This is a genomic window from Arthrobacter sp. YD4 (assembly GCF_030410515.1).
Classification (GTDB): Bacteria; Actinomycetota; Actinomycetes; order Actinomycetales; family Micrococcaceae; genus Arthrobacter.
This window is the reverse complement of the sequence record NZ_JAUHHD010000001.1, coordinates 196,543-218,773: the sequence shown is the minus strand read 5'-3', so window position 1 is coordinate 218,773 and position 22,231 is coordinate 196,543. Positions and strand designations below refer to the sequence as shown.

The 22,231-nt window shown below is 70.7% G+C and carries 22 protein-coding genes; 13 read left to right on the top strand and 9 right to left on the bottom strand.

Going from position 1 to position 22,231, the window contains the following annotated elements; all coding sequences use genetic code 11:
- Positions 1 to 10 precede the first annotated feature (10 nt).
- Positions 11 to 364 (top strand): hypothetical protein, encoded by a 354-nt coding sequence (locus QWJ39_RS00955; RefSeq protein WP_290255832.1) that lies wholly within the window; start codon positions 11 to 13, stop codon positions 362 to 364.
- A 39-nt stretch (positions 365 to 403) separates the two neighbouring features.
- On the opposite strand, the gene QWJ39_RS00950 is transcribed toward QWJ39_RS00955, so the two are convergent.
- From QWJ39_RS00950 to QWJ39_RS00940, 3 genes are all read right to left on the bottom strand, one after another.
- A complete protein-coding gene (locus QWJ39_RS00950; protein WP_290255831.1) occupies positions 404 to 2,080 on the bottom strand; it encodes an AarF/UbiB family protein in 1,677 nt (558 codons plus the stop codon).
- Positions 2,081 to 2,165: 85 nt separating this feature from the next.
- Positions 2,166 to 3,161: a magnesium/cobalt transporter CorA gene (gene corA / locus QWJ39_RS00945; RefSeq protein WP_290255830.1), complete on the bottom strand. Its 996-nt coding sequence runs from the start codon at positions 3,159 to 3,161 to the stop codon at positions 2,166 to 2,168.
- Between the two features lie 7 nt (positions 3,162 to 3,168).
- Entirely contained in the window at positions 3,169 to 3,705 is a 537-nt protein-coding gene (locus tag QWJ39_RS00940; protein WP_290255829.1) for an Lrp/AsnC family transcriptional regulator, read from the bottom strand.
- 175 nt (positions 3,706 to 3,880) lie between these two features.
- On the opposite strand from QWJ39_RS00940, the gene QWJ39_RS00935 reads away from it, so the two are divergent.
- Positions 3,881 to 5,116, top strand: a complete 1,236-nt coding sequence (locus QWJ39_RS00935; RefSeq protein WP_290255828.1) for an MFS transporter — start codon at positions 3,881 to 3,883, stop codon at positions 5,114 to 5,116.
- 35 nt (positions 5,117 to 5,151) lie between these two features.
- On the opposite strand, the gene QWJ39_RS00930 is transcribed toward QWJ39_RS00935, so the two are convergent.
- A complete protein-coding gene (locus tag QWJ39_RS00930; RefSeq protein WP_290255827.1) occupies positions 5,152 to 5,658 on the bottom strand; it encodes an Lrp/AsnC family transcriptional regulator in 507 nt (168 codons plus the stop codon).
- Positions 5,659 to 5,790: 132 nt separating this feature from the next.
- On the opposite strand from QWJ39_RS00930, the gene QWJ39_RS00925 reads away from it, so the two are divergent.
- Positions 5,791 to 6,954, top strand: coding sequence for a PLP-dependent aspartate aminotransferase family protein (locus tag QWJ39_RS00925; protein WP_290255826.1), 1,164 nt, complete (start codon positions 5,791 to 5,793; stop codon positions 6,952 to 6,954).
- On the opposite strand, the gene QWJ39_RS00920 is transcribed toward QWJ39_RS00925, so the two are convergent.
- Positions 6,951 to 8,267 (bottom strand): MFS transporter, encoded by a 1,317-nt coding sequence (locus QWJ39_RS00920; protein WP_290255825.1) that lies wholly within the window; start codon positions 8,265 to 8,267, stop codon positions 6,951 to 6,953. The two genes, QWJ39_RS00925 and QWJ39_RS00920, sit on opposite strands and share 4 nt — an antisense overlap.
- 118 nt (positions 8,268 to 8,385) lie before the next feature.
- Here QWJ39_RS00920 and QWJ39_RS00915 point away from each other — a divergent pair, with 118 nt between their 5' ends.
- Positions 8,386 to 9,369, top strand: a complete 984-nt coding sequence (locus tag QWJ39_RS00915) for a LysR family transcriptional regulator (protein WP_290255824.1) — start codon at positions 8,386 to 8,388, stop codon at positions 9,367 to 9,369.
- Between the two features lie 49 nt (positions 9,370 to 9,418).
- On the opposite strand, the gene QWJ39_RS00910 is transcribed toward QWJ39_RS00915, so the two are convergent.
- Complete coding sequence (locus QWJ39_RS00910) at positions 9,419 to 10,459, bottom strand: nitronate monooxygenase (protein WP_290255823.1); 1,041 nt, start codon at positions 10,457 to 10,459, stop codon at positions 9,419 to 9,421.
- A 49-nt stretch (positions 10,460 to 10,508) separates the two neighbouring features.
- Here QWJ39_RS00910 and QWJ39_RS00905 point away from each other — a divergent pair, with 49 nt between their 5' ends.
- Positions 10,509 to 11,441: a BadF/BadG/BcrA/BcrD ATPase family protein gene (locus QWJ39_RS00905; RefSeq protein WP_290255822.1), complete on the top strand. Its 933-nt coding sequence runs from the start codon at positions 10,509 to 10,511 to the stop codon at positions 11,439 to 11,441.
- Positions 11,442 to 11,478: 37 nt separating this feature from the next.
- Here QWJ39_RS00905 and QWJ39_RS00900 read toward each other — a convergent pair whose 3' ends face one another.
- Positions 11,479 to 12,501, bottom strand: coding sequence for a pirin family protein (locus QWJ39_RS00900; RefSeq protein WP_290255821.1), 1,023 nt, complete (start codon positions 12,499 to 12,501; stop codon positions 11,479 to 11,481).
- A 65-nt stretch (positions 12,502 to 12,566) separates the two neighbouring features.
- Here QWJ39_RS00900 and QWJ39_RS00895 point away from each other — a divergent pair, with 65 nt between their 5' ends.
- From QWJ39_RS00895 to QWJ39_RS00860, 8 genes are all read left to right on the top strand, one after another.
- Positions 12,567 to 13,031 (top strand): NUDIX hydrolase, encoded by a 465-nt coding sequence (locus tag QWJ39_RS00895; RefSeq protein WP_290255820.1) that lies wholly within the window; start codon positions 12,567 to 12,569, stop codon positions 13,029 to 13,031.
- Positions 13,032 to 13,391: 360 nt separating this feature from the next.
- A complete protein-coding gene (gene rsgA, locus QWJ39_RS00890; protein WP_290256470.1) occupies positions 13,392 to 14,498 on the top strand; it encodes a ribosome small subunit-dependent GTPase A in 1,107 nt (368 codons plus the stop codon).
- A 286-nt stretch (positions 14,499 to 14,784) separates the two neighbouring features.
- Positions 14,785 to 15,876 carry an ABC transporter ATP-binding protein gene (locus tag QWJ39_RS00885; RefSeq protein ID WP_290255819.1) on the top strand — a complete coding sequence of 364 codons (1,092 nt, stop codon included), beginning with the start codon at positions 14,785 to 14,787 and terminating at the stop codon, positions 15,874 to 15,876.
- Positions 15,876 to 16,577, top strand: coding sequence for an ABC transporter permease (locus QWJ39_RS00880; RefSeq protein ID WP_290255818.1), 702 nt, complete (start codon positions 15,876 to 15,878; stop codon positions 16,575 to 16,577). The genes QWJ39_RS00885 and QWJ39_RS00880 overlap by 1 nt, the downstream gene beginning before the upstream one ends.
- Positions 16,574 to 17,320, top strand: coding sequence for an ABC transporter permease (locus tag QWJ39_RS00875; RefSeq protein WP_290255817.1), 747 nt, complete (start codon positions 16,574 to 16,576; stop codon positions 17,318 to 17,320). The genes QWJ39_RS00880 and QWJ39_RS00875 overlap by 4 nt, the downstream gene beginning before the upstream one ends.
- Positions 17,317 to 18,279 carry an ABC transporter substrate-binding protein gene (locus QWJ39_RS00870; protein WP_290255816.1) on the top strand — a complete coding sequence of 321 codons (963 nt, stop codon included), beginning with the start codon at positions 17,317 to 17,319 and terminating at the stop codon, positions 18,277 to 18,279. The genes QWJ39_RS00875 and QWJ39_RS00870 overlap by 4 nt, the downstream gene beginning before the upstream one ends.
- Positions 18,280 to 18,421: 142 nt before the next feature.
- Positions 18,422 to 19,642 carry a pyridoxal phosphate-dependent aminotransferase gene (locus tag QWJ39_RS00865; RefSeq protein WP_290255815.1) on the top strand — a complete coding sequence of 407 codons (1,221 nt, stop codon included), beginning with the start codon at positions 18,422 to 18,424 and terminating at the stop codon, positions 19,640 to 19,642.
- A 69-nt stretch (positions 19,643 to 19,711) separates the two neighbouring features.
- Positions 19,712 to 20,566 (top strand): polyphosphate kinase 2 family protein, encoded by an 855-nt coding sequence (locus QWJ39_RS00860; protein ID WP_290255814.1) that lies wholly within the window; start codon positions 19,712 to 19,714, stop codon positions 20,564 to 20,566.
- On the opposite strand, the gene QWJ39_RS00855 is transcribed toward QWJ39_RS00860, so the two are convergent.
- Positions 20,563 to 20,805, bottom strand: a complete 243-nt coding sequence (locus tag QWJ39_RS00855) for an exodeoxyribonuclease VII small subunit (protein WP_290255813.1) — start codon at positions 20,803 to 20,805, stop codon at positions 20,563 to 20,565. The genes QWJ39_RS00860 and QWJ39_RS00855 overlap by 4 nt on opposite strands.
- A gap of 26 nt (positions 20,806 to 20,831) precedes the next feature.
- Complete coding sequence (xseA, locus tag QWJ39_RS00850; RefSeq protein ID WP_290255812.1) at positions 20,832 to 22,118, bottom strand: exodeoxyribonuclease VII large subunit; 1,287 nt, start codon at positions 22,116 to 22,118, stop codon at positions 20,832 to 20,834.
- Positions 22,119 to 22,231 lie beyond the last annotated feature (113 nt).

Genomic DNA, 22,231 nt, shown 5'->3' with positions numbered 1-22,231 from the left:
AAATGGGGCAATGGCGGAACAACCTCCGGACCAACGTCCGGACCTACCTCCGGAACATGGCCCCGATCCGTGGGAGGAATTCGACCGGCTTGGCCCGGCCCGGGAGGACCGTGTGCGCGGACAGCCGGGCGGCGAGCCCAACGGCTTCGGTTTCCGCACAGGAGTGCGCAGCGCGAAGGTGGCCGTAGGCTTCGCGGTGTACGCGCTGGTCCTTGGCAGCATCCTGGTGGGGGCGGGCGTAGTCTATTTCATCGGCCACCGTGAGTGGCTCTGGCTCGCGCTGATGGCGGCGATCGAGGCGGTGTTCGTCCTAGCCTTTGGCCGGCTGGTGGCGCAGGCACGGCACCGACGCCCCACGCCCTGAGGCAGTCGCGGACAACCAGCTGGATTGAAGCAGGCGGCCCTAGCCGGTCCCGCGCCGCCGGTGCGGCCGCGAGCCGATCGCCAGATAGCCGCCGAGGGCACCAACACCGCCCAGCCCGGCGGTGAACAGGGCCTTGGGCCACCGTTTCCACCGGTCCGGCTGGAAGGACACCAGTTCCCCGACGGCGCCGATCAGCGCAGCGACGATCAGGCCCGCGACGATCCGGTTGCCGGTCTTCTCCGCCCGGTCCATCAGCGCCTGGAGTTCCCCGGCCCGGAAATGCACGTCCACCCCGCCGCGCTCCAGCACCTCCAGCAGCCTCCGGGCCAGTTCCGGTGCCTCGATGCCGAACCTCAGGGCCTCCCACCCGAGCTTCTTCAGCCGCTCAGCCACCGCCTCCGGGGTGAGAGAGGAGAGCACCACACCGCGGGTGAAGGGCCCCAGCTGTTCGGTCAGCTCGAAGCCGGCGTCCAGCTGTTTGCCCAGCCCGTCGGCCATGACCAGCATCTTGACCATCAGGGCCGTCTCCCGCGGCAGGCGGAGCCGGCTGGTCCGCAGCAGCCCCGCCAGCTCGGCCAGGACCGGTACCAGCGGCACCTCCGCCAGTGGCCGGTCGGCGTAGCGGTCCAACAGCCGGCCCAACGCCGCCTGCAGGGTGCCATAGTCGCCGTCGGCGCCGCCGCAGAGCCGCACCACCGCGGTGGTCAGGCTCCGGGGGTCCTTGTCCACAACCGCCAGCAGTACCCGCACCAGGTTCCACCGGGCGCCGTCGTCGATCTTGCCCACCATGCCGAAATCGATGATCCCCAGCCTGCCGTCGGGTTCGACGAAGAAGTTTCCCGGGTGCGGGTCGGCGTGGAAGAACCCGTCTTCGAAGACCATCTTCAGGAGCACGGTGCAGGCGCGGACGGCGAGGTCCCCGGTGTCGATCCCGGCCGCCCGCAGCCCGCCGACGTCGCTGATCTTGATGCCGCGCAGCCGCTCCAGGGTCAGCACCCGCGTGGTGGTGGCGTCCCAGAAGACCCGGGGGATGTGCACGCGCGGGTCACCGGCGAAGTTGGCCGCGAACTGCTCGGCGTTGCGCGCCTCCTGCAGGTAGTCCAGTTCCGCCCGGAGGGTCTGGGCGAACTCGTCCACCAGGGCCGCGACCCGCCAGCCGGCCACGGCCGAGGATGCCTGTTCGGCACGTTTGGCCAGTTCGGCCATGATTTCCAGGTCTTCATTGACCTCCTCGACGACGCCGGGCCGGCGCACCTTGACCACGACGTCGGCCAAGACGCCGCCGTCGGCCGCGCCCCCGCCGGCGAGTGTTGCCTCGTGGGCCTGCCCGATGGAACCGGTGGCGAGCGGTGTGTCCCGCAGCCCGGCCAGCAGTTGGTGCGCGGCCGGCCCGAGCTCCTCGGCGATGACGTCGCGGATTTGTTCGGCCGGGATGGCGGGGGAGGCGTCCTGCAGGGTGGCGAGCTCCGCGGCGTAGTCCGGGGGCAGGATGTCGGTCCGGGTGGAGACGATCTGGCCGAACTTGATGAACACCGTCCCGAGTTCCTCCAGGGCCAGGCGCACCCGCTCCGGGGCAGGCATCCGGGCGCCGGGCAACCCTCCGGGCCGGCCGGGAAGATGCAACCGCTCCAGGTGCAGCCCGCCCACCGCGAATCCCAGCCCGTGCCTGCCCAGGGTCTCCACGATGTGCCGGAACCGCTCCCGCCGCGCGCTCATGCGGCCAGAGTACACGGGGCCCGCGGGACACGGGGCGGTGGGGAAGGCCCGCCCGTGAGCGGGTGCCGGCGTCAGCGGGCTCCGGTCAGAGCCAGCCCTTCCGCTTGAAGATGGCGTACATCAGCGTCGCCGTGGCGGCCATCAGGCCGATCGCCATCGGATACCCGAACGCCCAGTGCAACTCCGGCATGTTCTCGAAGTTCATGCCGTACACCCCGGCCACGAAGGACGGGGCGAAGAAGATCGCGGCCCAGGAGGAGATCTTCTTGACCTGCTCGTTCTGCTCGGCGCTCGCCTCATTCTGGCGGTTGGCGGTCAGCGTGCCGTCCAGGGTCAGCGCGTTCTGCAGCAGGTCCCGGAAGGAGTCCGCGCGGGAAATCAGCCGCTCCACGTGGTCCTCGACATCGCGGAGATTGTGCTGCAGTTCCGAATCCACGCGGTACTTCTCGAAGCCGCTGCGCAGGTGCTGCATCATGGCCGGCAGCGGATGGATGGCCCGCTGGAAGTGGATCACCTCGCGGGCGAGCTCATAGATGCGCCGGGAGACCAGGGGGTCGCCGCTGAAGAGCTGGTCCTCGATCTCGTCGATGTCGTTTTCCAGCCCGGCAACCACCGGCCCGTAGTCGTCCACAACCTGGTCCATCAGCGCGTAGAGCACGGCCTCGGGCCCGTGGCAGAGCAGGTCCGGGCGCAGCTCCAGGCGGCGCCGCACCTGGCCGACGCCGGCGGTCTCGGCGTGCCGCACCGTCACCACGAAGTTGCGGCCGGTGAAGACGTGCAGCTCGCCGAACTCCACGGTCTCGGAGTCGTCCAGGTAGCGGGCGGGCCGGAGCACGGTGAAGAGGTTGTCGTCATAGCGTTCCAGCTTCGGGCGCTGGTGGGCGGAGACGGCGTCCTCCACGGCGAGGCCGTGCAGCCCGAATTCGGCGGCGACGGCGGCCATTTCCTCGGTGGTGGGACGGTAGAGGCCGATCCACGCCATGCCCCCGTGGCGATTCAGGGTCTCGAAGGTCTGTTCCAGGCTCTCGGGCTCGGCCCGGCGGACGCCGTCCACGTAGACGGCGTTGTCGATGATAGTCACCGGGCCATTATCCAGCGTCGGTGCCGTCACCGGCCGCAACGGCCCGGCGCGCTGGCCGCGCAGCGGTTCCGGCGGCGCCCTGAGCCAGCCGGCTGATCAGCGGCTCGGTGCGGTAGGGGATGTGGGTGTGCAGGGCGAGCACCGTCTCGGTCCGGATGACGCCCTTGATCCGCAGGATGGAGCGCAGGGCAGTCTGGAGATTGTGCGTGTCCGTGGCCACCAGCCGGCACCAGACGTCGCCCCGGCCGGAGATTTCGTGCACCTCCAGGACCTGGGGGATGAGGCGCAGCCCGGCGACCACGCCGTCGAGCTCCCGGTGGTTCACCTCGATCGTGACGAACGCGACGACGTCGTACCCCACCGCCTCGAGGTCGATCTCGCGGCCGCCGTCGTGCAGGATCCCCGAACGCAGCATCCGCCGGACCCGGGTCTGCGCCGTGTTCCGCGCGATGCCCAGGGCGTCGCTGAGTTCGCCGATCTGGACCCGGGGATCCTTGACCAGTTCCAGCAGGATCCGCAGGTCGGTGGGGTCGAGGCTGTTCAAATCATCACTCCGGTTCATCCGTGCGGGGCATCATTGATGGTTTTGATCAATCTTGGCATGAAAAGCGATGTGAAAGATCATGCGTGCCGCATTCTGGAGGCATCCATTTCTTTACCGGGTCCGTAGCCTCCCCACCGGGAACGCCCGCGGCACCCCGATGTGCAGGGACACCGTCATGACCGTCTTCAGCGAACTCCGCATGCGCCCGGCCACCGCCGCCCGCTGGGGTTGGGATGCCTCCGTCACCGCCCGGCTGGTGATGGCCGGCGTCGTCATCTTCACGCTCCTGGTGGGAGCCAATCTCGCGACCCCGCTCTACCCGCTGCTGCAGGCCCGGCTGGGCATCTCGGCGCTGGACGTGACGGTGGCGTTCTCCGCCTACGTCCTGGCCCTCGTGGCCACCCTGATCCTTGCGGGGCACTGGTCCGATCACATCGGCCGGCGTGCTGCCCTGGTGCTGGCGGTCCTGACGGGACTGGCCGGCGGACTGGTCTTTGCCTCGGCCGACAGCCTGGCGGCGCTCTGCGCGGGCCGCGCCCTGCAGGGCGCCGCGGTGGCCCTGGCCACCGGGGCGAGCTCCGCGGCGCTGCGGGAATTGCTGCCCAGCCGGCCCGAATGGGCCTCCCGCTTCACGCTGCTCGCCTCGGCCGGCGGGGTGGCGGCCGGGCCGGCGATCGGCGGGCTGCTCTCGGTGTTCCCGGGTCCGACGTCGACGCCGTACTACCTCCACTCGCTGGTCCTGGCGGCGCTCCTGGTCCCGCTGTACCTGCTCAAGGCCCGCCCCGCGATCACCTCCACCGCCGGGCAGCAGCCGCTGAAGGTCCTCGCCCCGCGCAGGCCGTCCGTCTCCAGCGAGGCACGGGGCGCCTTCTGGCTCGCCTCGTCGGTGGGCTTCCTCAGCTTCGCTGTGTTCGGCTTCTGCCTCTCCCTGGCCCCGGGCTATTTCGCGCAGATCGTCCACGCCGACTCGCGTCCGCTGATCGGGGTCCTGGCCGGGCTCACCCTCGCCGCGTCCGCCCTGAGCCAGCTGCTCGCCGTGCGGGGACGGTTCGTGGTCCCGGCGGGGCTCGTGCTGCTCTCCGTCTCGGTGCTGCTGATCGCCGCCGCTGCCGCCTGGAGCAGCACCGGGTTGCTGGTCGCGGCCAGCGTCACCGCGGGCCTGGGTCAGGGCGTGGCGTTCCGGACCGTCTTCAACACCGTCGCCGGCAAGGTCGAGGCGGCCCGCCACGCGCAGATCATCAGCACGGTGTACGTGATCACCTACCTCGGCAGCGCCTTCCCGGTGATCGGGCTCGGCCTGGCCGCGGGCGCCGTCGGGCTGCAGACCGCGGTGGCCGGCTTCGTGGTGCTCTGCGCCGCGCTGGGCGTGGTTCTCGCGGCGGTGTCGCTGCGGCAGGCGCTGCGCGCCTAGTCCCTCGGGTCCGCGGGCGCCGAAGGTCCCTCGCCTCAGTCCGGCAGCGGCCCGTGGTTGCCCTGGATGTGGTCGAAGACCAGAGTGGTTTCCGTGTGGCCCACCACCGGGTCCGTGGCCAGGTTGTCCAGCACCCAGTCACGCAGGTCCTCCGTGGTGGCCACGGCAATGTGCAGCAGGTAGTCCACCGAGCCGGAGGTGTGGAAGGTCGAGAGCACGGCGGGGAGCTTGGGCACGCGGGCGGTGAACCGGTCGATTTGTTCGCGGTCGTGGGCCCGCAGGCGCACCGCGATCAGGGCCTGCACCGACCGGCCGACGGCTGGGAGGCTGAGTTTGGCCTCAAAGCCCTGGATGATGCCGCGGTCGGAGAGCGCCCGGGTGCGCATCAGGGCGGTGGAGGGCGCGATGCCCACCAGCTCGGCCAGCTGCTTGTTGGAGATGCGGGCGTCCGCCACCAGCGCTGCCAGCAGACGCTCGTCGATAGCGTCCAGCGGTTCGCCGGCCCCCGCTCCGGTCCGAACATTCTTCGCAGCACTGCTCACGGGTCCTCCTCCATGTGGTTTAGGTTCATCTTAGGCGGCCATATCCGCCGGTTCCATTCGAAACACCTGTCTCCTTCCGAATATCTGCCGGATACTTTCCCTATTCAATGGCGAATATTCACAAGGAGAATCGTGCTTTCCTTCGACTCCCAGGCCGTCCACGCCGGCCGCCAGGGCCTCACGGACCAGGGCCTGCATGCCGTCCCGATCGACCTGTCCACCACCGCCCCGCTTCCCTCCGTCCACGACGGCGGCCTCGCCTACGAGCATCTGGCCACGGGCGGCACCCCGCAGGAAGGCCAAAGCACGGTCTACCAGCGGCTCTGGAATCCGACGGTGGCACGCTTCGAAGAAGGCGTGGCCCTGCTCGAGGCGATGCCGGAGGCCGTGGGCTTCGCCAGCGGCATGGCGGCGCTGAGTGCCGCACTGCTGGCCGTCGTGGCGACGGGGAGGAAGCACATCGTTGCGGTCCGGCCGCTCTACGGCGGCAGCGACCACCTGCTGGCCTCCGGCGCGCTGGGCACCGAGGTCACCTTCACCACGGCCGGCGGCGTGCGCGGTGCGCTGCGGCCGGACACCGGCCTAGTGATCCTGGAAACGCCGGCGAACCCCAGCCTGGACCTGGTGGACATCGCCGCCGTCGTGGCCGCCGCCGACGGGATCCCGGTGCTGGTGGACAACACCTTCGCCACCCCGGTGCTGCAGCAGCCGGCACGCCACGGAGCGGCCATGGTGCTGCACAGTGCCACCAAATTCATCGGCGGCCACGGGGACGCGATGGGCGGGGTCATTGCGGCCGGCGGCGAGTGGACCGCCCGGCTGCGGCGGGTGCGGGCCATCACCGGCGGAATCCTGACGCCCTGGCCGGCCTACCTACTGCACCGCGGCCTGGCCACCCTGCCGGTCCGGGTCCGGGCCCAACAGGCCGGCGCCCACAAGGTGGCCGTCGCCCTGGCCGGCCACGGGCTGGTCCGCCGCGTCTACTACCCGGGGCTGCCGGACTGCGATCCGCAGGGCCTGGTGGGGACCCAGATGGCCGGCCCGGGATCGCTGTTGGCCTTCGAGCTGGGCAGCCCGGACCATGCCGGGCGGCTTCCCGGGGCCGTGAGGCTGCTCACCCACGCCGTTTCCCTGGGCGGCATCGACTCCCTCATCCAGCATCCCGCCGGCCTGACACACCGGCCCGTTGCGGCCGAGGCGAAGCCGCATGCCGGGCTGTTGCGGGTCTCGGTGGGGCTCGAGGACCCGGCGGACATCATCGCGGACCTGGTTCAGGCCCTGGAAGCCACGCGCTAGGCCTGCGCGGCGCCGGGCGCCCCGGCAGGATGGACGACGGCGGTGACGGCCGCCGTCGTCGCCGCCAGCGCCATCACCCCCAGGGCCAGCGCCGTCCAGCCCAGCGACTGGAACAGCAGGCCCCCCGCCCAGCCCAGGACGCTGGAGCCCAGGTAATACGCGAGGTTGTAGAGCGAGGCGGCCTGGGCCCGGCCGCCGCTGGCGATCACCCCGGTCCAGCCGGAGCCGATGCTGTGGGCGGCGAAGAAACCGCCGGTGAAGATCAGGAGCCCGGCCAGGATCAGGACCAGCTGAGCGGTGAGCGTCAGTGCCAGGCCGCCCACCATCAGCACCGTCCCGGCGATCAGGACGTTCCGCCGGCCATGCCTCGCGGTCAGCCCGGCGGCCCAGCGGGCCGAAACCGTGCCCGAGAGATAGGCCAGGAAGATCAGGCTGATCAGGGTGGCCGGCAGGCCGAACGGTTCTGCGGAGAGCCGGAACCCCAAATAGTTGTAGACGGCCACGAAGCCGCCCATCAACAGGAAGGCCTGCAGGTAGATGGCCAGCAGCCGCGGGTTCCGGCCATGGCGTCCCAGGGTGGCCAACGCGCCGCGCAAGCCCCCGGCGGCGGACGGGGTGAAGTTCCGGGCCGGCGGGACCAGGACCAGGAACAGGACCGCCGCCACCGCGGCCATGGCGGAGACGCACAGGACGGCGGCGCGCCAGCCCCAGAGTTCGCCGACGGGTCCGGCGAGCAACCGGCCCGCCAGCCCGCCCAGGGTGGTGCCGGCAACGTAGGTCCCGGCGGCCAGCGCGGCCTGGGCCTTCGTGATCTCCTCATTCAGGTAGGCCACCGCGATCGCCGGAATCCCGCCCAGTGCCATACCTTCCAGTGCCCGCAGGGCGAGCAACACCGGGAACGTCGGCGCCAGCGGCGCCAGCAGGCCGAACACGGTTGCCGCCGAGATCGCCCAGGCCATGGCCCGGACCCGGCCCACCCGGTCCGCAACAAAAGACCACGGCAGGACCGTGAGGGCCAGCCCGACAGTGGCCAGGGAGATCGTCAGGGCGGCCTCCGCCGCGGTGACCTCCATTCCGCGCGCAATCAGCGGCAGGACGGCCTGGGTGGAATACAGCTGCGCGAAAGTGGCGACGCCGGCGAAGGCCAGGCCGGCAAGAATCCTGCGGTATCCCGCGGAGCCCTTGCGGTGGCCGGCCCACGCTGCCTGCGGGTCCCGTTGCCCGTGGTTCCCCGGGGCTTCAGTGCCGGGGACGGGCGGCGCCACGGGGGAGGGCCGGCCGGTGGCGGGGCTGGAGACGGGGTGGCGGGGCATCTGCCCAGCGTAGACGCCGGCCGGGTATGCTTCCAATGCATCATTACCATCAGATTCATATCCATAATGAAACATTTCTCCCGGCCCGTCGGGAGGTCATCTGCCGAGGAGGTCCCGCGTGGATGTGGAGCACAAACACCTTGTCCAGCTGTTGCCGCTGCTGCCGGTCCTGGCCGAGCTGGGCCGGACCCGGCACGTCACCGCGGCGGCCGAGGCCCTGGGCCTGCCGCAATCCACGGTCAGCCGCGGCATAGCGCGGGCCGGCCGCCTCATCGGCACGGAGCTGCTGCTCCGCGACGGCAGGGGAGTCCGGCTCACCCCTGCGGCGGAGGCGCTGCTGCCGCACATCGAGGCGGCCCTGGCCCAGTTCCAGGCGGGACTGGACGTGGTCCGGCACGAATCGGAGGTGGTCCGCGGCAGGATCGCGGTGTCCTTTCAGCACACCTTCGGCGAGGCGATGCTGCCCCTGCTGATCAGCGCCTTCCACCGGCGGCACCCGCAGCCGGCCTTCCAGCTCAGTCAGGGCTCCCGCGAGGGATGCCTGGCCGAGCTTGCCGCGGGAGAGGCCGACCTGGCGTTGACCGCCCCCGTCGCAGCCCCCAGCCGGGGGATCTCCTCTGCCGCCCTCTACCGGGAACCACTGCGCCTGGTGGTCCACCACAGCCACCGCCTGGCGGGCCGGGCCAGCGTACCGCTGTCCGAACTGCGGGCCGAACCGTTCGTGGCGATGGGCCCCGGGTACGGGCTGCGCTCCCTCTCCGATGCCCTGTTCCGGGAGGCCGGCTTCCGGCCGCGGATCGCCTTCGAAAGTCAGGACTCCCATACGGCCCGGGGCCTGGTCTCGGCCGGGCTTGGCGTCAGCATCCTGCCGCCGGCGGGCCCGTCCCCGGACCGGCAGCAGCCCGGACAGCCGCCCGAACTGGGCTGGGTGGAGCTGGCGCTGGAGTCGGAGCTGGCCTTCCGTGAGATCGGCCTCGCGTGGCGGGAACGGCGCGGCGGGGCGGACGCCGAACCGGACCCGGTGCGCCTGTTCCGGGAGCTGGTGCTCAGCGAGGGCCCCTCCCTGCTGGCGGGCTTCGTCCGCGGCCGCTCCGGCCGCTAAACGGTCGTCTCCGGCGGCCGGCACGCTGCGGCCGGCGCGTTGAGCGAGGCTAGCCCAGGAGCCGCGCCAGCACCCCGGCGGCCGGCCCGGCCTGCGCCTGCCGCCATCCGGTGCCCGCCCACAGGTTCAGCCGTTCCGGATCCCCGGCGGCGGCCGCGGCCGCCCGCAGGGGCGCCGTCAGGTGATGGACCGCGGGGTAGGCCTCCGGCGCGTCCGGGTGCGCGGCGACGAACTCGTTCACCAGGGCCCGGGCGGCACGTCCCGTGAACGCCCGGGTCATGGCCGTTCCGGTGAAGCGCGGGCTGGCCAAGGCATCCTTGTGCAGCTGGCGGGTTCCACTCTCCTCTGTGCGCAGCAGGGCCGTCCCCACCTGCGCGGCGCCGGCCCCCGCGGCGAGGACGCCGGCCACGCCGGCCGCATCCATGATGCCGCCGGCAGCCACCAGGGGAAGTCCGACGGCGGCGCGGACCGCCCGGACCAGGTCCGCCGTCGTTCCCTCCGCCGGGTCCTTTTGCAACGTCCCACGCGATCCCGGCAGGAAGGCCCCGCTGTGCCCGCCGGCGCAGGAGTGCTGCACCACCAAGGCGTCCACCCCCTGCTCCTCCGCCAGCCTCGCCTCGGCCACGCCGGTGACGGTGGCCAGCACCAGGGAACCCGCCCGCTGCAGGCGACGCACTACGTCCGCCCCAGGCAGGCCGAAGGTGAAGCTGACCAGTTCCACCGGGTCGGCGAGCAGCAGCTCGATCTTCTCCTGCCAGCGGTCGTCATCGTCCAGCCGCGGCGCCGGGAGCTCGACGCCATAGCGATCCGCCTCGGGGATCAGCTCCTGCCGGTACGCCTCCAGCGCCGCCGTCACGGCGGGGCCCGGCGGCAGCTGGGCCGGGTCGGGGACGAAGACGTTCATCCCGAACCGGGCGCCGGTGGCCCGCACGGAGCGGATCTCGGCCGCCATCGCGGCGGGGTCCTTGTAGCCGGCGGCGAGGAAGCCCAGCCCGCCGGCCCGGTGCACGGCGGTGACGAAGGACGGGGTCGACGTCCCGCCGGCCATCGGCGCGGCGATGACGCTGGTGCCAAACATCGGGTGCGGCATGGGTACTCCTGACGGGATTTTCGGCGGCCGTTGTCAGTAGGCTTGTCCGGTGACCCATTCTGACACCCCCTCCGTCCCCCCGGCCGCCGTCCCGAGCCCCGACGGGGCCGTGATCGGCCTGGACATCGGCGGAACCAAGACGCGCGGTGTCCGCTTCGAGTCCGGCGTCCCCGTGGCCGACGAGTCCGTCGGCAGCGCCAACGTTCAAAACGTCACCCCCGAGGAGGCGGCCCGGAACCTGGCGGAGCTGTTCTCCCGCATCGGCGGCGGCACCATCGCCCGCGTCTACGCCGGCGCCGGCGGCATCGACACGGACGAGGACGCCGCCGCGCTCGCCGCGCTGATCGCCCCACACGCCCCCGGCGCCCGGGTCACCGTGGTCCATGACTCCCGGCTGTTGCTGGCGGCCGGGGGAGCCGCCACCGGGGTGGCCGTCATCGCCGGCACCGGTTCTGCCGCCTGGGGGCGCAACGCCGAGGGCGCCGAGGCCCGTGCCGGAGGCTGGGGTTACCTCCTCGGCGACGAGGGCAGCGGCTACTGGCTCGGCCGGGAAGCGGTCCGGCACAGCCTGCGCCGGATGAACCAGGGACTGGAACCGGACGAACTGACCCGGGCGCTGCTGGCCTCCTGCGGCACGGACCACCCCAACAAGCTCATTGCGCTCTTCCACTCGCCGGCCACGGGCCGGCGATTCTGGGCCCAGCAGGCGCGTGTGGTGGTCGAGGCCGCCGACGCCGGGCACCCCGCAAGCCAGGCCTTGATCGGACAGGCCGGGCGCGACCTGGCCGACCTTGCCGCCCAGACCCTCCGGCAGCTCGGCATCGCCGGTCCCGTGATTCTGGGCAGCGGGTTGGGAATGAACGTGGTGCGCCTGCAGGACGCCTTCCGCACCGCGCTCGCGGCCGAGGGGATCACCGATGTCCGGGTGCTGCAGCAGGAGCCTGTGTTCGGGGTCCTGCAGCTCGTCGCCGAACAGGACTGAGCCGGCCTACCCGGGCCCGGCCAACCGGCCGTCGTGGTCAGTGCCGCCGGCGCGGACGAAGCGGCACCCCGGGCAGCGGCGGCGCGGGGATCCGCCCGGCTTCCGGGCCGGCGTCGGGTCCATGGCCGGGCACCAGCCCGAAGCGGGCCGACGCGGCGTCGGCGTCCGTGAGTCCGGCCTGCGCCTCCCAGTCCTCCCTCGCCTGTGCCACCTCCTCGTGGCTGCGGCCGACGAAGTTCCACCACATCAGCAGTTCCTCCTCGAACGGTTCCCCGCCCAGTAGCACGAACCGGGTCCCGGGAGAGGCCACCAGTTGCAGCCGGTCCCGGCCGGTGCCGAGGTAGCCCAGCGGTCCGGGCGGCACCTGCTGGCCGTCGAGTTCCACGCTGCCGTCGAGCACCAGGACGGCGTGCTCGAAGTCCGGGTCCAGGGGCAGGTCCAGCGGTCCGTCGCAGCTGATGTCGGCCCCAAGGATCGGCGTGAAGGTGGTGGCGGGCGACGTCGTCCCGGCCAGGCTCCCCACCATGACGGTCGCCGCGAAGCCCTCGCCGCGGACCACGGGCAGGTCCCGGTGCTGTTCGAACGCCGGGGCGCGGTGCCGGTCGCTGTCCGGGAGCGCCACCCACAGCTGCAGGCCGCGCTGCAGCGGCATTTCGGCATCAGGGCCGCCGGGCAGCACCGCGAACTCGGAGTGGGAGACGCCCCATCCGGCCGTCATGATGTTGAGCTCCCCGGGCCGGACGATCACGTCGCTGCCCACGCTGTCGCGGTGCCGGATGGTTCCCGCCAGCGGCCACGTGACGGTCTGCAGTCCCGTGTGCGGGTGCGGGAGCACGGACATGGCGACGCGGTCGGGGCCGAAGCTGTCCAGGAAGCACCACGCGCCCACGGTCGGCAGGCCCCTCTGCGGGAGGGTGCGGGAGACGTTCATGGCCCGGACCCCGCCGAGCGGGACCTCGCGGGCCGGCCAGAGCTGGAGGCACGGACCGCTGGCGGTTCCAGCCACGCTGTGCGCGGCGGGGCAGACTTCTTCGGGGGGCAGGACTTCGAGGTTGGTCACCCTCAAACTCTAGGGCCCGGCCGCCGGATCCGGCAGGGCCGGCGGTGCGCGGTTACGCTGGGACGATGACCCTGCCATTCGACACCCGCCCTGCCGCCTACGGCGTCGTCATCCGCGACGACAACCTTCTGCTCGCGTACTGGAAGCAGGGCGGCCGCGAGGGCTGGACGCTGCCCGGCGGGGGATTGGACCTGGCCGAACACCCCGTGGACGGCTGCCGGCGGGAAATCTTCGAGGAGACCGGCTATGACGCCGCCGTCGGCGCCCTGCTGGGCGTGGACGTCGGGTACTGGCCCGCCGAGTCACGGCTCGACGGCGGCCACCGGGACTTCCAATCGCTCCGGCTCGTCTACGAAGCGGAGATCACCGGGGGAGAGTTGCGCCATGAGGTCGGCGGCAGCACCACGCACGCGGCGTGGATCCCGCTGGCCGAGGTCGCCGGACTGAACCGGGTCTCGCTCGTGGATGTGGCGTTGAGGCTCTACCGGGAACGGCCGGTGGACGGCAGGCTTTCTCCGAACGGTCCCTAGCCAGCGGCGGCGGGGGCGGCTACCCTGAAGACACCGCGCCGTGAACGGCAGCGGGGAACGCGAAAGCTACTGCGGGGGAGGTGAACGTGATGATTGCAACGGACCTGTGCGCGCAGCGCACCACCAGCAGCCGCAGCACACGTTCTGCCCCGGCCGTCCGCGCTTCCTGACCCGACCCCGGCACCTCCTGCCGGGCGGGTTTCCACCGGTCCATTCCGACCGCAGCGGGCGACATGTCCCGGGGCCCAGTACAAAGGGTTCCCATTGAACGCTCATTCGAACGCTCACTCTGCACCATCTCATCATCACCACGGCCCCAGCGGCCCGGAAGCCTACGGTTTCACCGATTCCGTCCGGGACCTGTTTGCCGGACATCCCGTGTCCGGAGGAACCGGCGCCGGCCGCGTGGCGCGCGTCGACCGCACCCGCGTCGTGGTCGCCGCCCACGACGGTCCGCTCCACCTCCCTTATCCCCGCAACGGCGGCCTGCCCGCCACCGGCGACTGGGTGTGGCTCGGCCCCGACAGCGTGGGGGGGACCGCCATCATCGACGTCCTGCCCCGCCGGACGGCACTGACCCGCAAACAGGCCTTCGACGCTTCCTCGGAGGCCCAGGTGCTTGGCGCCAACATGGACGTCGTAGGGGTGGTGGTTCCGGTGGACCGGCCCCTCACCCACAACCGCCTGGAGCGCAGCCTCGTGGCCGCCTGGGATTCCGGCGCCACACCCCTGGTGGTCATCACGAAGGCGGACCTGGCGGGCGTGGCGGACGACGTCGTCGCCACCGTCCTCCACCAGGCCGCCGGCGCCGCGGTGGTCACCACCTCCGCGCAGCAGGGCGACGGACTGGAGGAACTGCTCTCGCACCTGCCCCCGGGAGGCACCATCATGCTGCTGGGACCCTCCGGAGCCGGGAAGTCGACGCTGATCAACGCGCTCGCCGGGGCCGATGTCCAGGACACCGGACCCGTCCGGGCCGGTGACGGCAAGGGCCGCCACACCACCACCGTCCGCGAGCTGGTGCCGCTGCCCGGCGGCGCCGTCCTGATGGACACCCCGGGGGTGCGCGGGTTCGGCCTCTACGACGCCGAGGACGGCATGGGCGAAATGTTCGGCGACCTCGAGGAGCTGTTTGCCGGCTGCCGGTTCGCCGACTGCGCCCACGACCGCGAGCCGGGCTGCGCGATTCAGGCCGCACTCGCCGACGGCACACTGGAGGGCCGCCGCTGGGCCAGCTACCAGAAGATGCAGCGCGAGCTCGCCGCCCTGGGCCGCCGGCACGACGCGGCCGCGCGGCGGGCCTACCAGCGGGAATGGCACCAGAAGGTGTCCGCGGCCAGCCGCGGCCAGCGGGCGGCGGAACGCCTGGGAGAGGGGTACGGGGCCAAACGGGCCGCCGGCTCCGGCGAACCCGGCAGCAGCAGAGGTGGCGGCAGCGGCGGCAAGGCCGGGCGGCGCGGCCGCTAACGAAAAGGTGCGCCCATCCGCCCGGGCAACGGTGCCGAAGACTCCGCGGGGAGAGTTTCGCTCGCCCCGCGGAGGCGGTCCGCCGCCCCCGCGGAGGCGGTCCGCCGCCGCCGCGGGGACGCGGGCGCCGTGGGACGGTTTGATCACTTTTTCGACTCGTTTGATCAACCTGTCTGCGGCGCCCGTTACGCTGGGCTCCTACTCGCTTTACAGTAAAAAATAAGCATGCATATGATCAGTTGGCTGGACCGTCCCATGTTGCCGCCAACAGTTAGGTAAGCCCGTAATGGCAGAGGCCATGATCGAGTTCCAGAGCGTCACGAAGAAGTATCAGGGCGGCCAGGCCGCCGTTGACGATCTGAGCATGTCCATCGACAAGGGCGCGATCACGGTTTTCGTCGGCCCGTCCGGCTGCGGCAAGACCACCTCCCTGCGGATGATCAACCGGATGGTGGAGCCCACCTCGGGCACCCTGACCGTGGACGGCAGGGACGTCACCAGTGTCCCCGCACCCCAGCTGCGCCGCTCCATGGGCTACGTCATGCAGTCTTCCGGACTGATGCCACACCGTACGGTCCTGGACAACATCGCCACCGTCCCGCGGCTCAACGGCGTCTCCAAGGCCGAGTCCCGCAAGCGCGCCGAGGAGCTGCTCGACGTCGTCGGGCTCGCCTCCACCCTCGGGAAGCGCTACCCCTCCCAGCTCTCCGGCGGCCAGCAGCAGCGCGTCGGCGTGGCCCGGGCGCTCGCCGCGGACCCGCCCGTGCTGCTCATGGACGAGCCGTTCAGCGCTGTGGACCCCCTGGTCCGCGACGAGCTGCAGAAGGAACTCCTGCGCCTGCAGCGGGACCTCGCCAAGACCATCGTGTTCGTCACCCACGACATCGACGAGGCCACCGTCCTGGGTGACAAGGTTGCCGTCTTCGCTACCGGTGGAAAGCTCGCCCAGTACGCCGCGCCGGAGGAAATCCTGCGCGCTCCCGCCAACGAGTTCGTGGCGGCCTTCGTGGGCCGGGACCGCGGTTTCCGGCACCTAGCCTTCAGCCCGTCCGACGGCGTCCGCATCCACGCGGCGCAGACCGTCCGGATCCACGAGCTCGGCGCCGGTAACGGCGCCGGAGACTGGCAGCTGGTGGTCGACGACGAGGGCCGTCCCCTGGGCTGGAGCGGTCCCGGGGCAGGAGCGGCCACTGTCCCCGGCGGCTCCCTCTTCCGCAAGGGCGAGACCCTCCGCCGCGCCCTGGACTCGGCGCTGTCCTCGCCCTCGGGTCTGGGCGTCGCCGTCGACGACGACGGCCGTGTCGCCGGGATTCTCAAGGCCGACGAGGTGCTCGCCGTCATCGACGCGGACCGGCGGGCCAGGCAGGGACGACTCTGATGGAATGGTTCCTGGCCAACAGCGGAACCGTCTTCACCCTCGCGGGCCAGCACCTTGTGCTCGCGGTGGTGCCGATGGTCCTGGGCCTGCTGATCGCGATCCCGCTGGCCCAGCTGGCGCGACGCAGCAGCACCCTCCGGGCCGTGGTCCTCACGGCCTCGTCCCTGCTCTACACCATTCCCTCCCTCGCGCTGTTCATCATTCTGCCCACCGTGATCGGCACCAGGATCCTGGACCCGCTCAACGTGATCGTCGCGCTGACTATCTACGCGGTGGCGCTCCTGGTCCGTGCCGCCCTCGACGCCTTCGATTCGGTGGACGATGACCTGCAGCAGGCCGCCGTCGCCATGGGCTTCAAGCCGCTGGCCCGTTTCCTGCAGATCGACCTGCCGCTGTCCCTGCCCGTGATGTTCGCCGGCCTTCGGGTGGTCTCGGTCAGCAACATCTCGCTGGTCAGCGTCGCGGCGCTGCTGGGCATCGGAAACCTCGGCATGCTGTTCACGGCCGGCCTGCAGCGCGACTTCGTCACCGAGGTGATGGTGGGCATCATCGCCATCCTCATCCTCGCGCTCGTAATGGACGCCCTCCTGGTGCTGCTCGAACGCCTCCTGACCCCCTGGGCCCGCGCCGCCGGGGCGAAGCCGGACGGCCCCGGGCGGACAGCCCGCGGCAGCGCGGCCACCGTGGAGGCCAGCGCATGAGCAACGTCTTCTCCGATACTTTCGCGTGGCTGGCAGACCCGGACCACTGGTCCGGCAGCACCGGGATTCCCGTGCGCCTGGCCGAGCACCTGCAATACACCGGCCTGGTCATGCTGATCGCCGTGGCCATCGCCGTGCCCGTGGGCCTGTACGTCGGCCACACCGGACGCGGCCGGGTGGCCGTCGTCGCCCTCGCCGGCGCGCTGCGCGCCCTGCCCACCCTGGGCCTGCTGACGCTTTTTGTCCTGCTGGCGGGAATCGGGCTGATGCCTCCGGTCTGGGCCCTCGTGATCCTGACCGTCCCGCCCCTGCTGGCCGGCACCTATGCCGGCATCTCCAGCGTGGACCGAAACGTGGTTGACGCCGCCCGCGCGATGGGCATGACCGAACTTCAGGTGCTGTTCCGGGCCGAGTTCCCCAACGCCCTGCCCGTCATGTTCGGCGGGTTCCGCACCGGCGTGCTGCAGGTCATCGCCACCGTCTCGGTGGTCGCGTACATCAACCTCGGCGGCCTGGGGCGCTACCTCTTCGACGGGCTGGTGCTTTCCGACTTCCCCCAAATGCTCGGCGGCTCGCTGCTGATCGCCGTCCTGGCGATCGCCGTCGACCTCGTCCTGGCCCTGTTCCAGCGGCTCTTCCTCGTCCGGGGCGCCGCCCGCACACCAAACCGCGGCCAGCAGGCCACGGTTGATCTCACAGACCCCGCGACCGCGGAGCCTGTTCTTCAAGGAGGTACATCATGAAGGAAAACCGCCAACGAGCCCTCGGCAGGCGCGCATTCGGCGCCCTGGCCACCGGTGTCGGCCTGGCCCTGGCGCTGTCCGCCTGCGGCGGCTCGTCCAACCCGCTGTCCTCTGCGCCAGCCAGCGGCGGTTCCACCGGCGGCGCCGGCGGATCCCTGGTGATCGGCTCGGCCGACTTCACCGAGAGCCAGATCATCGCCGAACTGTACGCCGGTGCCCTGAACGCGGCCGGCGTCACCGCCACCACCAAGCCGAACATCGGCTCCCGCGAGGTGTACTTCAAGGCCGTCCAGGACGGCTCGGTGGACGTGGTCCCGGACTACACCGGCAACCTCCTGCTGTACGTAAACAAGGAAGCCACCGAGGTCTCCGCGGACGACATCGCCAAGGCGTTGCCCGGCAAGCTGCCCGACGGCCTGGCCGTGCTGGACGCGTCCAAGGCCGAGGACAAGGACGCCATGGTGGTCACCAAGGCCACCGCGGAGAAGTACAAGCTGAAGTCCATCGAGGACCTGGCCAAGGTCTGCAACGAGATCGTCGTCGGCGCCCCCGCGACGTTCGCCGAGCGCGCCTACGGCCTCCCGGGCCTGAAGAAGAACTACAACTGCGAGCCCAAGAAGCTGGAACCGTTCAGCGACGGCGGCGGCCCCCTGACGGTCAAGGCACTGCTCTCCGACCAGGTCCAGGTAGCCGACATCTACACCACCACCCCCGCCATCGCGGACAACGACCTGGTGGTGCTGGAGGACCCGAAGAACAACTTCATCGCCCAGCAGGTCCTGCCCCTGTACAACAAGGCGAAGATGACGGACAAGGCCAAGGAAGCGCTGAACGCCGTCTCCAAGCAGCTCACCACCGACGACCTGATCAACCTCAACCGGGCGGTCAGCGGCAGCCAGAAGCAGAACCCGAAGGACGCCGCTGCGGCGTGGCTGAAGGACAAGGGCATCGTCAAGTAGACGGCGCCACACTCTGACGACGGCGGCCGCCGGGACCCGGATGACGGGGGCCCGGCGGCCGCTGCCGTTGGTCCGTATGGTCGTGACGGGCTGTGAGGCAAGTCTCAGGGGAAGTCCATCACCCTTATGGCATATTTGATGGATGGCAGAAATCCAGCAGTCCACCAAGCTTCATAATGTCCTCTACGACATCCGTGGACCGATTCTTCAGGCCGCCCAGCAGATGGAGGCAGAGGGTCACCGCATCCTCAAACTGAACATCGGAAACCCGGCCCCGTTTGGTTTCGAAGCGCCGGACGCGATCCTGGTGGACATGATCCGCCATCTGCCGCACGCCCAGGGCTACAGCGATTCCCGCGGCATCTTCTCCGCCCGCACCGCCGTCTCGCAGTACTACCAGACCCGCGGCATCCAGAACATCCACGTGGACGACATCTACCTCGGCAACGGTGTCAGTGAACTGATCACCATGTCCCTGATGGCCCTGCTCGACGACGGCGACGAGGTGCTGATCCCGACGCCGGACTACCCGCTGTGGACCGCCTCCGTCGCCCTCGCCGGCGGCAAGCCCGTCCACTACCTCTGCGACGAGGAGTCCGGCTGGCAGCCGGACCTGGAGGACCTGGAAGCCAAGATCAGCCCGCGCACCAAGGGCATCGTGGTGATCAACCCCAACAACCCCACGGGCGCCGTCTACCCCGAGGAGACGCTGAAGAAGATCGTGGCCCTGGCCGAAAAGCACGGCCTGGTACTCTTCGCCGACGAGATCTACGAGAAGATCCTCTATGAAGACGCCGTCCACGTGAACATGGCCAGCCTCACCGGGGATGACGTGCTCTGCCTGACCTTCAGCGGACTGTCCAAGGCCTACCGCGTCTGCGGGTTCCGAGCCGGCTGGATGGCCATCTCCGGGCCGAAGAAGAACGCCGCGGACTACCTCGAGGGCATCAACCTGCTGGCCAACATGCGGCTCTGCGCCAACGTCCCGGCCCAGCACGCCATCCAGACCGCCCTCGGCGGGTACCAGAGCATCAACGATCTCATCCTGCCCGGCGGCCGGCTGCTGGAACAGCGCAATAAGGCCTACGACATGCTCAACGCCATTCCCGGCGTGAGCACCCAGCAGGCCCGCGGTGCCATGTACCTGTTCCCCAAACTGGACCCCGAGGTTTACCACATCCGGGACGACGAGAAGTTTGTGCTGGACCTGCTCCGGCAGCAGAAGATCCTGGTCTCCCACGGCCGGGCCTTCAACTGGGTGCGCCCGGACCACTTCCGCATGGTCACGCTGCCCAACGTCAAGGACCTGGAGGAAGCCATCAACCGCATGGCGGACTTCCTCAGCCGCTACAAGGGCAACTAGGATTCGGGTCAGCAGCGCCGCCGGACACCCGTCGCGGCGGCCGGCTGCCCGGACCGGAATGAGGCTGTAATGGCATACGCTGTGAACTTTGAGAAACATCCCGCCGAGTTGCTGAGGGCGGGCAAGAAGTTCATTCTGGGCGATGTGGACCCCGGCGCCACCCCCGGGTACAGCGGCGACAAGGCCGCGGGCGAGACCCTGCTCGGCGAACTGGACGGCAAGCTGACCCGGCTCCAGGAGCAGCTCTTCGCGGAGTCACGCGCCGGTGGCAAGAAGCGGGTCCTGCTGGTCCTGCAGGCGATGGACACCGCCGGCAAAGGCGGGATCGTCAACCACGTCATGGGCCAGATGAACCCGCAGGGCGTGCAGTTGAAATCCTTCAAGGCACCCACGCCCGAGGAGCAGTCCTACGATTTTCTGTGGCGGATCGAGAAGGAGGTGCCGGCGGCCGGGATGGTCGGCGTCTTCGACCGTTCCCACTACGAGGACGTCCTGATCCACCGGGTGCACCGCTGGGCCGACGCCGAGGAACTGGACCGCCGCTACCGGGCCATCAACGAATTTGAGGCCCGGCAGGCCGCGGCAGGCACCAAGATCGTCAAGGTGATGCTGCACATCAGCCGGGACGAGCAGCAGCAGCGCCTGCTCGCCCGCCTGGACGATCCGGCCAAGCACTGGAAGTACAGCGGCAACGACCTCAAGGAGCGGGCCTTCTGGGACGACTACATGGACGCCTACCAGGCTGCCTTTGAGCGGACCAGCACCGAGCACGCGCCCTGGCACGTGGTGCCGGCGAACAAGAAGTGGTACGCCCGGATCGCCGTGCAGCAGCTCCTGCTGGACGCGCTGGAGTCCCTGGCCCTGCAGTGGCCCGCCCCGGAGATCGACCTGGACATGGAGCGGGAGCTGGTCCGGCGCTCCTAGCCCTCGTCGGCCGCCTGCTCCTTTGCGGCGGCCAGGCGCTTCCGGGCACCCTCCAGCCACTGCTCGCAGCGCTTGGCCAGTGCCTCGCCGCGTTCCCACAGGGCGAGTGAGTCTTCGAGGCTGACCCCGCCGGCTTCCAGCTTGCCGACGACCGCGACGAGCTGTTCGCGGGCCTCCTCGTAGCTGAGGGCGTCGAGGTCGGTGTGGGTGGTGGGCGTTGCCGCGCTGTCCGCTGCCATGGTGGTTCTCCTGGTGGTCTGTTGGGTTAGTCGTCGGTGGGTTCGGCGCCGCCGGTGGACCGGGCGGTGAATTTTCCGCCGGCCACCCGGATGGCCAGGGCGGTGCCGTCCGGGGCCTCCTCGGGGGAGCGGATGACCTCGTGCCGGGCCCCGGGGTCGACGATGCCGTCGTCCAACTGGACCACGGCATAGCCGCGGTCCAGGGTTTTCTGCGGGGACAGGGCCCGGATTTGCGCTTTGAGATGCACCAGCTGGTCCGCGGCGCGGACCACCGCCGTGGTGATCGCGGAGTGCGAGCGGTTCTTGAGCCGCTCGACGTCGTCGTGGCGGGTGGTGATCATCCCCTCCGGGGCGGAGAGGACGGGCCGGGACCGCAGCGATGCCAGCCGGTCCGTTTCGCGGTCGACCAGCCGGCCGACGCCGCGCCGCAGGTGGTCGCGGGCCTGCCGGACCCGGGCGAGTTCCTCCGCCACATCGGGCACGATCCGCTTGGCGGCGTCGGTGGGGGTGGAGGCGCGCAGGTCGGCGACGTCGTCGAGGATGGGCCGGTCCGCCTCGTGGCCGATCGCGCTGACCACCGGGGTCGACGCCGCGGAGACGGCGCGGATGAGCTCCTCGCTGCTGAACGGCAGGAGATCCTCCAGGGAGCCGCCGCCGCGGGCGATCACGATCACGTCCACCCCCGGATGGGCGTCGAGCTCGCGGAGCGCGCCGAGGACCTGCGCGAGGGCGGTGTTGCCCTGGACGGCGACCTCACGGACTTCGAACTCGACGGCGGGCCAGCGCAACGCCGCGTTGCGGAGCACATCCTTCTTGGCGTCCGAGTCCCGGCCGGTGATCAGCCCGATCCGGTGGGGCAGGAGCGGCAGCCGTTTCTTGCGGGATTCGGCAAAGAGCCCCTCGGCGGCCAGCGCCTGGCGGAGCCGCTCGATCCGCGCCAGCAGGTCACCGAGCCCCACCGGGCGGATGTCTTTGACCGACATGTTCAGCCGGCCGGTCTTCAGCCAGAACTCGGCCTTGATCAGGGCCACGACGCGTGAGCCGCGCTCCAGCGGGGTCGCCTGCCGGTCCAGGACGCTGCTCCAGACCGACGCCGGCAGGGAGATCTCCGCGTCGATGTCCCGGAGGGTCAGGTAGGCGTTGGAGCCGCGGCGGTTCAGTTCGATGACCTGTCCCTCCACCCACGCCGACGGTGCCCGGTCGATGTAGCCCTTCAGCTTCTGGGAGAGCAACTGCAGCGGCCACGGATTGTCCGGGCTGGTACCGGCGGCAGTGGCCGGCAGCGTAGAGGCCTCGGCGGTCTCCTCAGACATGCCGGCGGCTGTCGACGCGGGGTGCCAGGTGCATGGTTGCGGGTCCTTCGGTGGTGGTCGCGGAACGATTCCGGCGGCGGGGCCGGCTTCAACTCTATCCATAGCAATACCAG

Coding starts and splice junctions, on each gene's coding strand:
- QWJ39_RS00875 (WP_290255817.1), top strand. CDS start 16,574: ATGAGCAACGTCTTCTCCGATACTTTCGCGTGGCTGGCAGACCCGGAC.
- QWJ39_RS00870 (WP_290255816.1), top strand. CDS start 17,317: ATGAAGGAAAACCGCCAACGAGCCCTCGGCAGGCGCGCATTCGGCGCC.
- QWJ39_RS00950 (WP_290255831.1), bottom strand. CDS start 2,080: ATGAGCGCGCGGCGGGAGCGGTTCCGGCACATCGTGGAGACCCTGGGC.
- QWJ39_RS00935 (WP_290255828.1), top strand. CDS start 3,881: ATGACCGTCTTCAGCGAACTCCGCATGCGCCCGGCCACCGCCGCCCGC.
- QWJ39_RS00920 (WP_290255825.1), bottom strand. CDS start 8,267: ATGCCCCGCCACCCCGTCTCCAGCCCCGCCACCGGCCGGCCCTCCCCC.
- QWJ39_RS00895 (WP_290255820.1), top strand. CDS start 12,567: ATGACCCTGCCATTCGACACCCGCCCTGCCGCCTACGGCGTCGTCATC.
- QWJ39_RS00885 (WP_290255819.1), top strand. CDS start 14,785: ATGGCAGAGGCCATGATCGAGTTCCAGAGCGTCACGAAGAAGTATCAG.
- QWJ39_RS00855 (WP_290255813.1), bottom strand. CDS start 20,805: ATGGCAGCGGACAGCGCGGCAACGCCCACCACCCACACCGACCTCGAC.
- QWJ39_RS00910 (WP_290255823.1), bottom strand. CDS start 10,459: ATGCCGCACCCGATGTTTGGCACCAGCGTCATCGCCGCGCCGATGGCC.
- QWJ39_RS00865 (WP_290255815.1), top strand. CDS start 18,422: ATGGCAGAAATCCAGCAGTCCACCAAGCTTCATAATGTCCTCTACGAC.
- QWJ39_RS00860 (WP_290255814.1), top strand. CDS start 19,712: ATGGCATACGCTGTGAACTTTGAGAAACATCCCGCCGAGTTGCTGAGG.
- xseA (WP_290255812.1), bottom strand. CDS start 22,118: ATGTCTGAGGAGACCGCCGAGGCCTCTACGCTGCCGGCCACTGCCGCC.
- QWJ39_RS00955 (WP_290255832.1), top strand. CDS start 11: ATGGCGGAACAACCTCCGGACCAACGTCCGGACCTACCTCCGGAACAT.
- QWJ39_RS00880 (WP_290255818.1), top strand. CDS start 15,876: ATGGAATGGTTCCTGGCCAACAGCGGAACCGTCTTCACCCTCGCGGGC.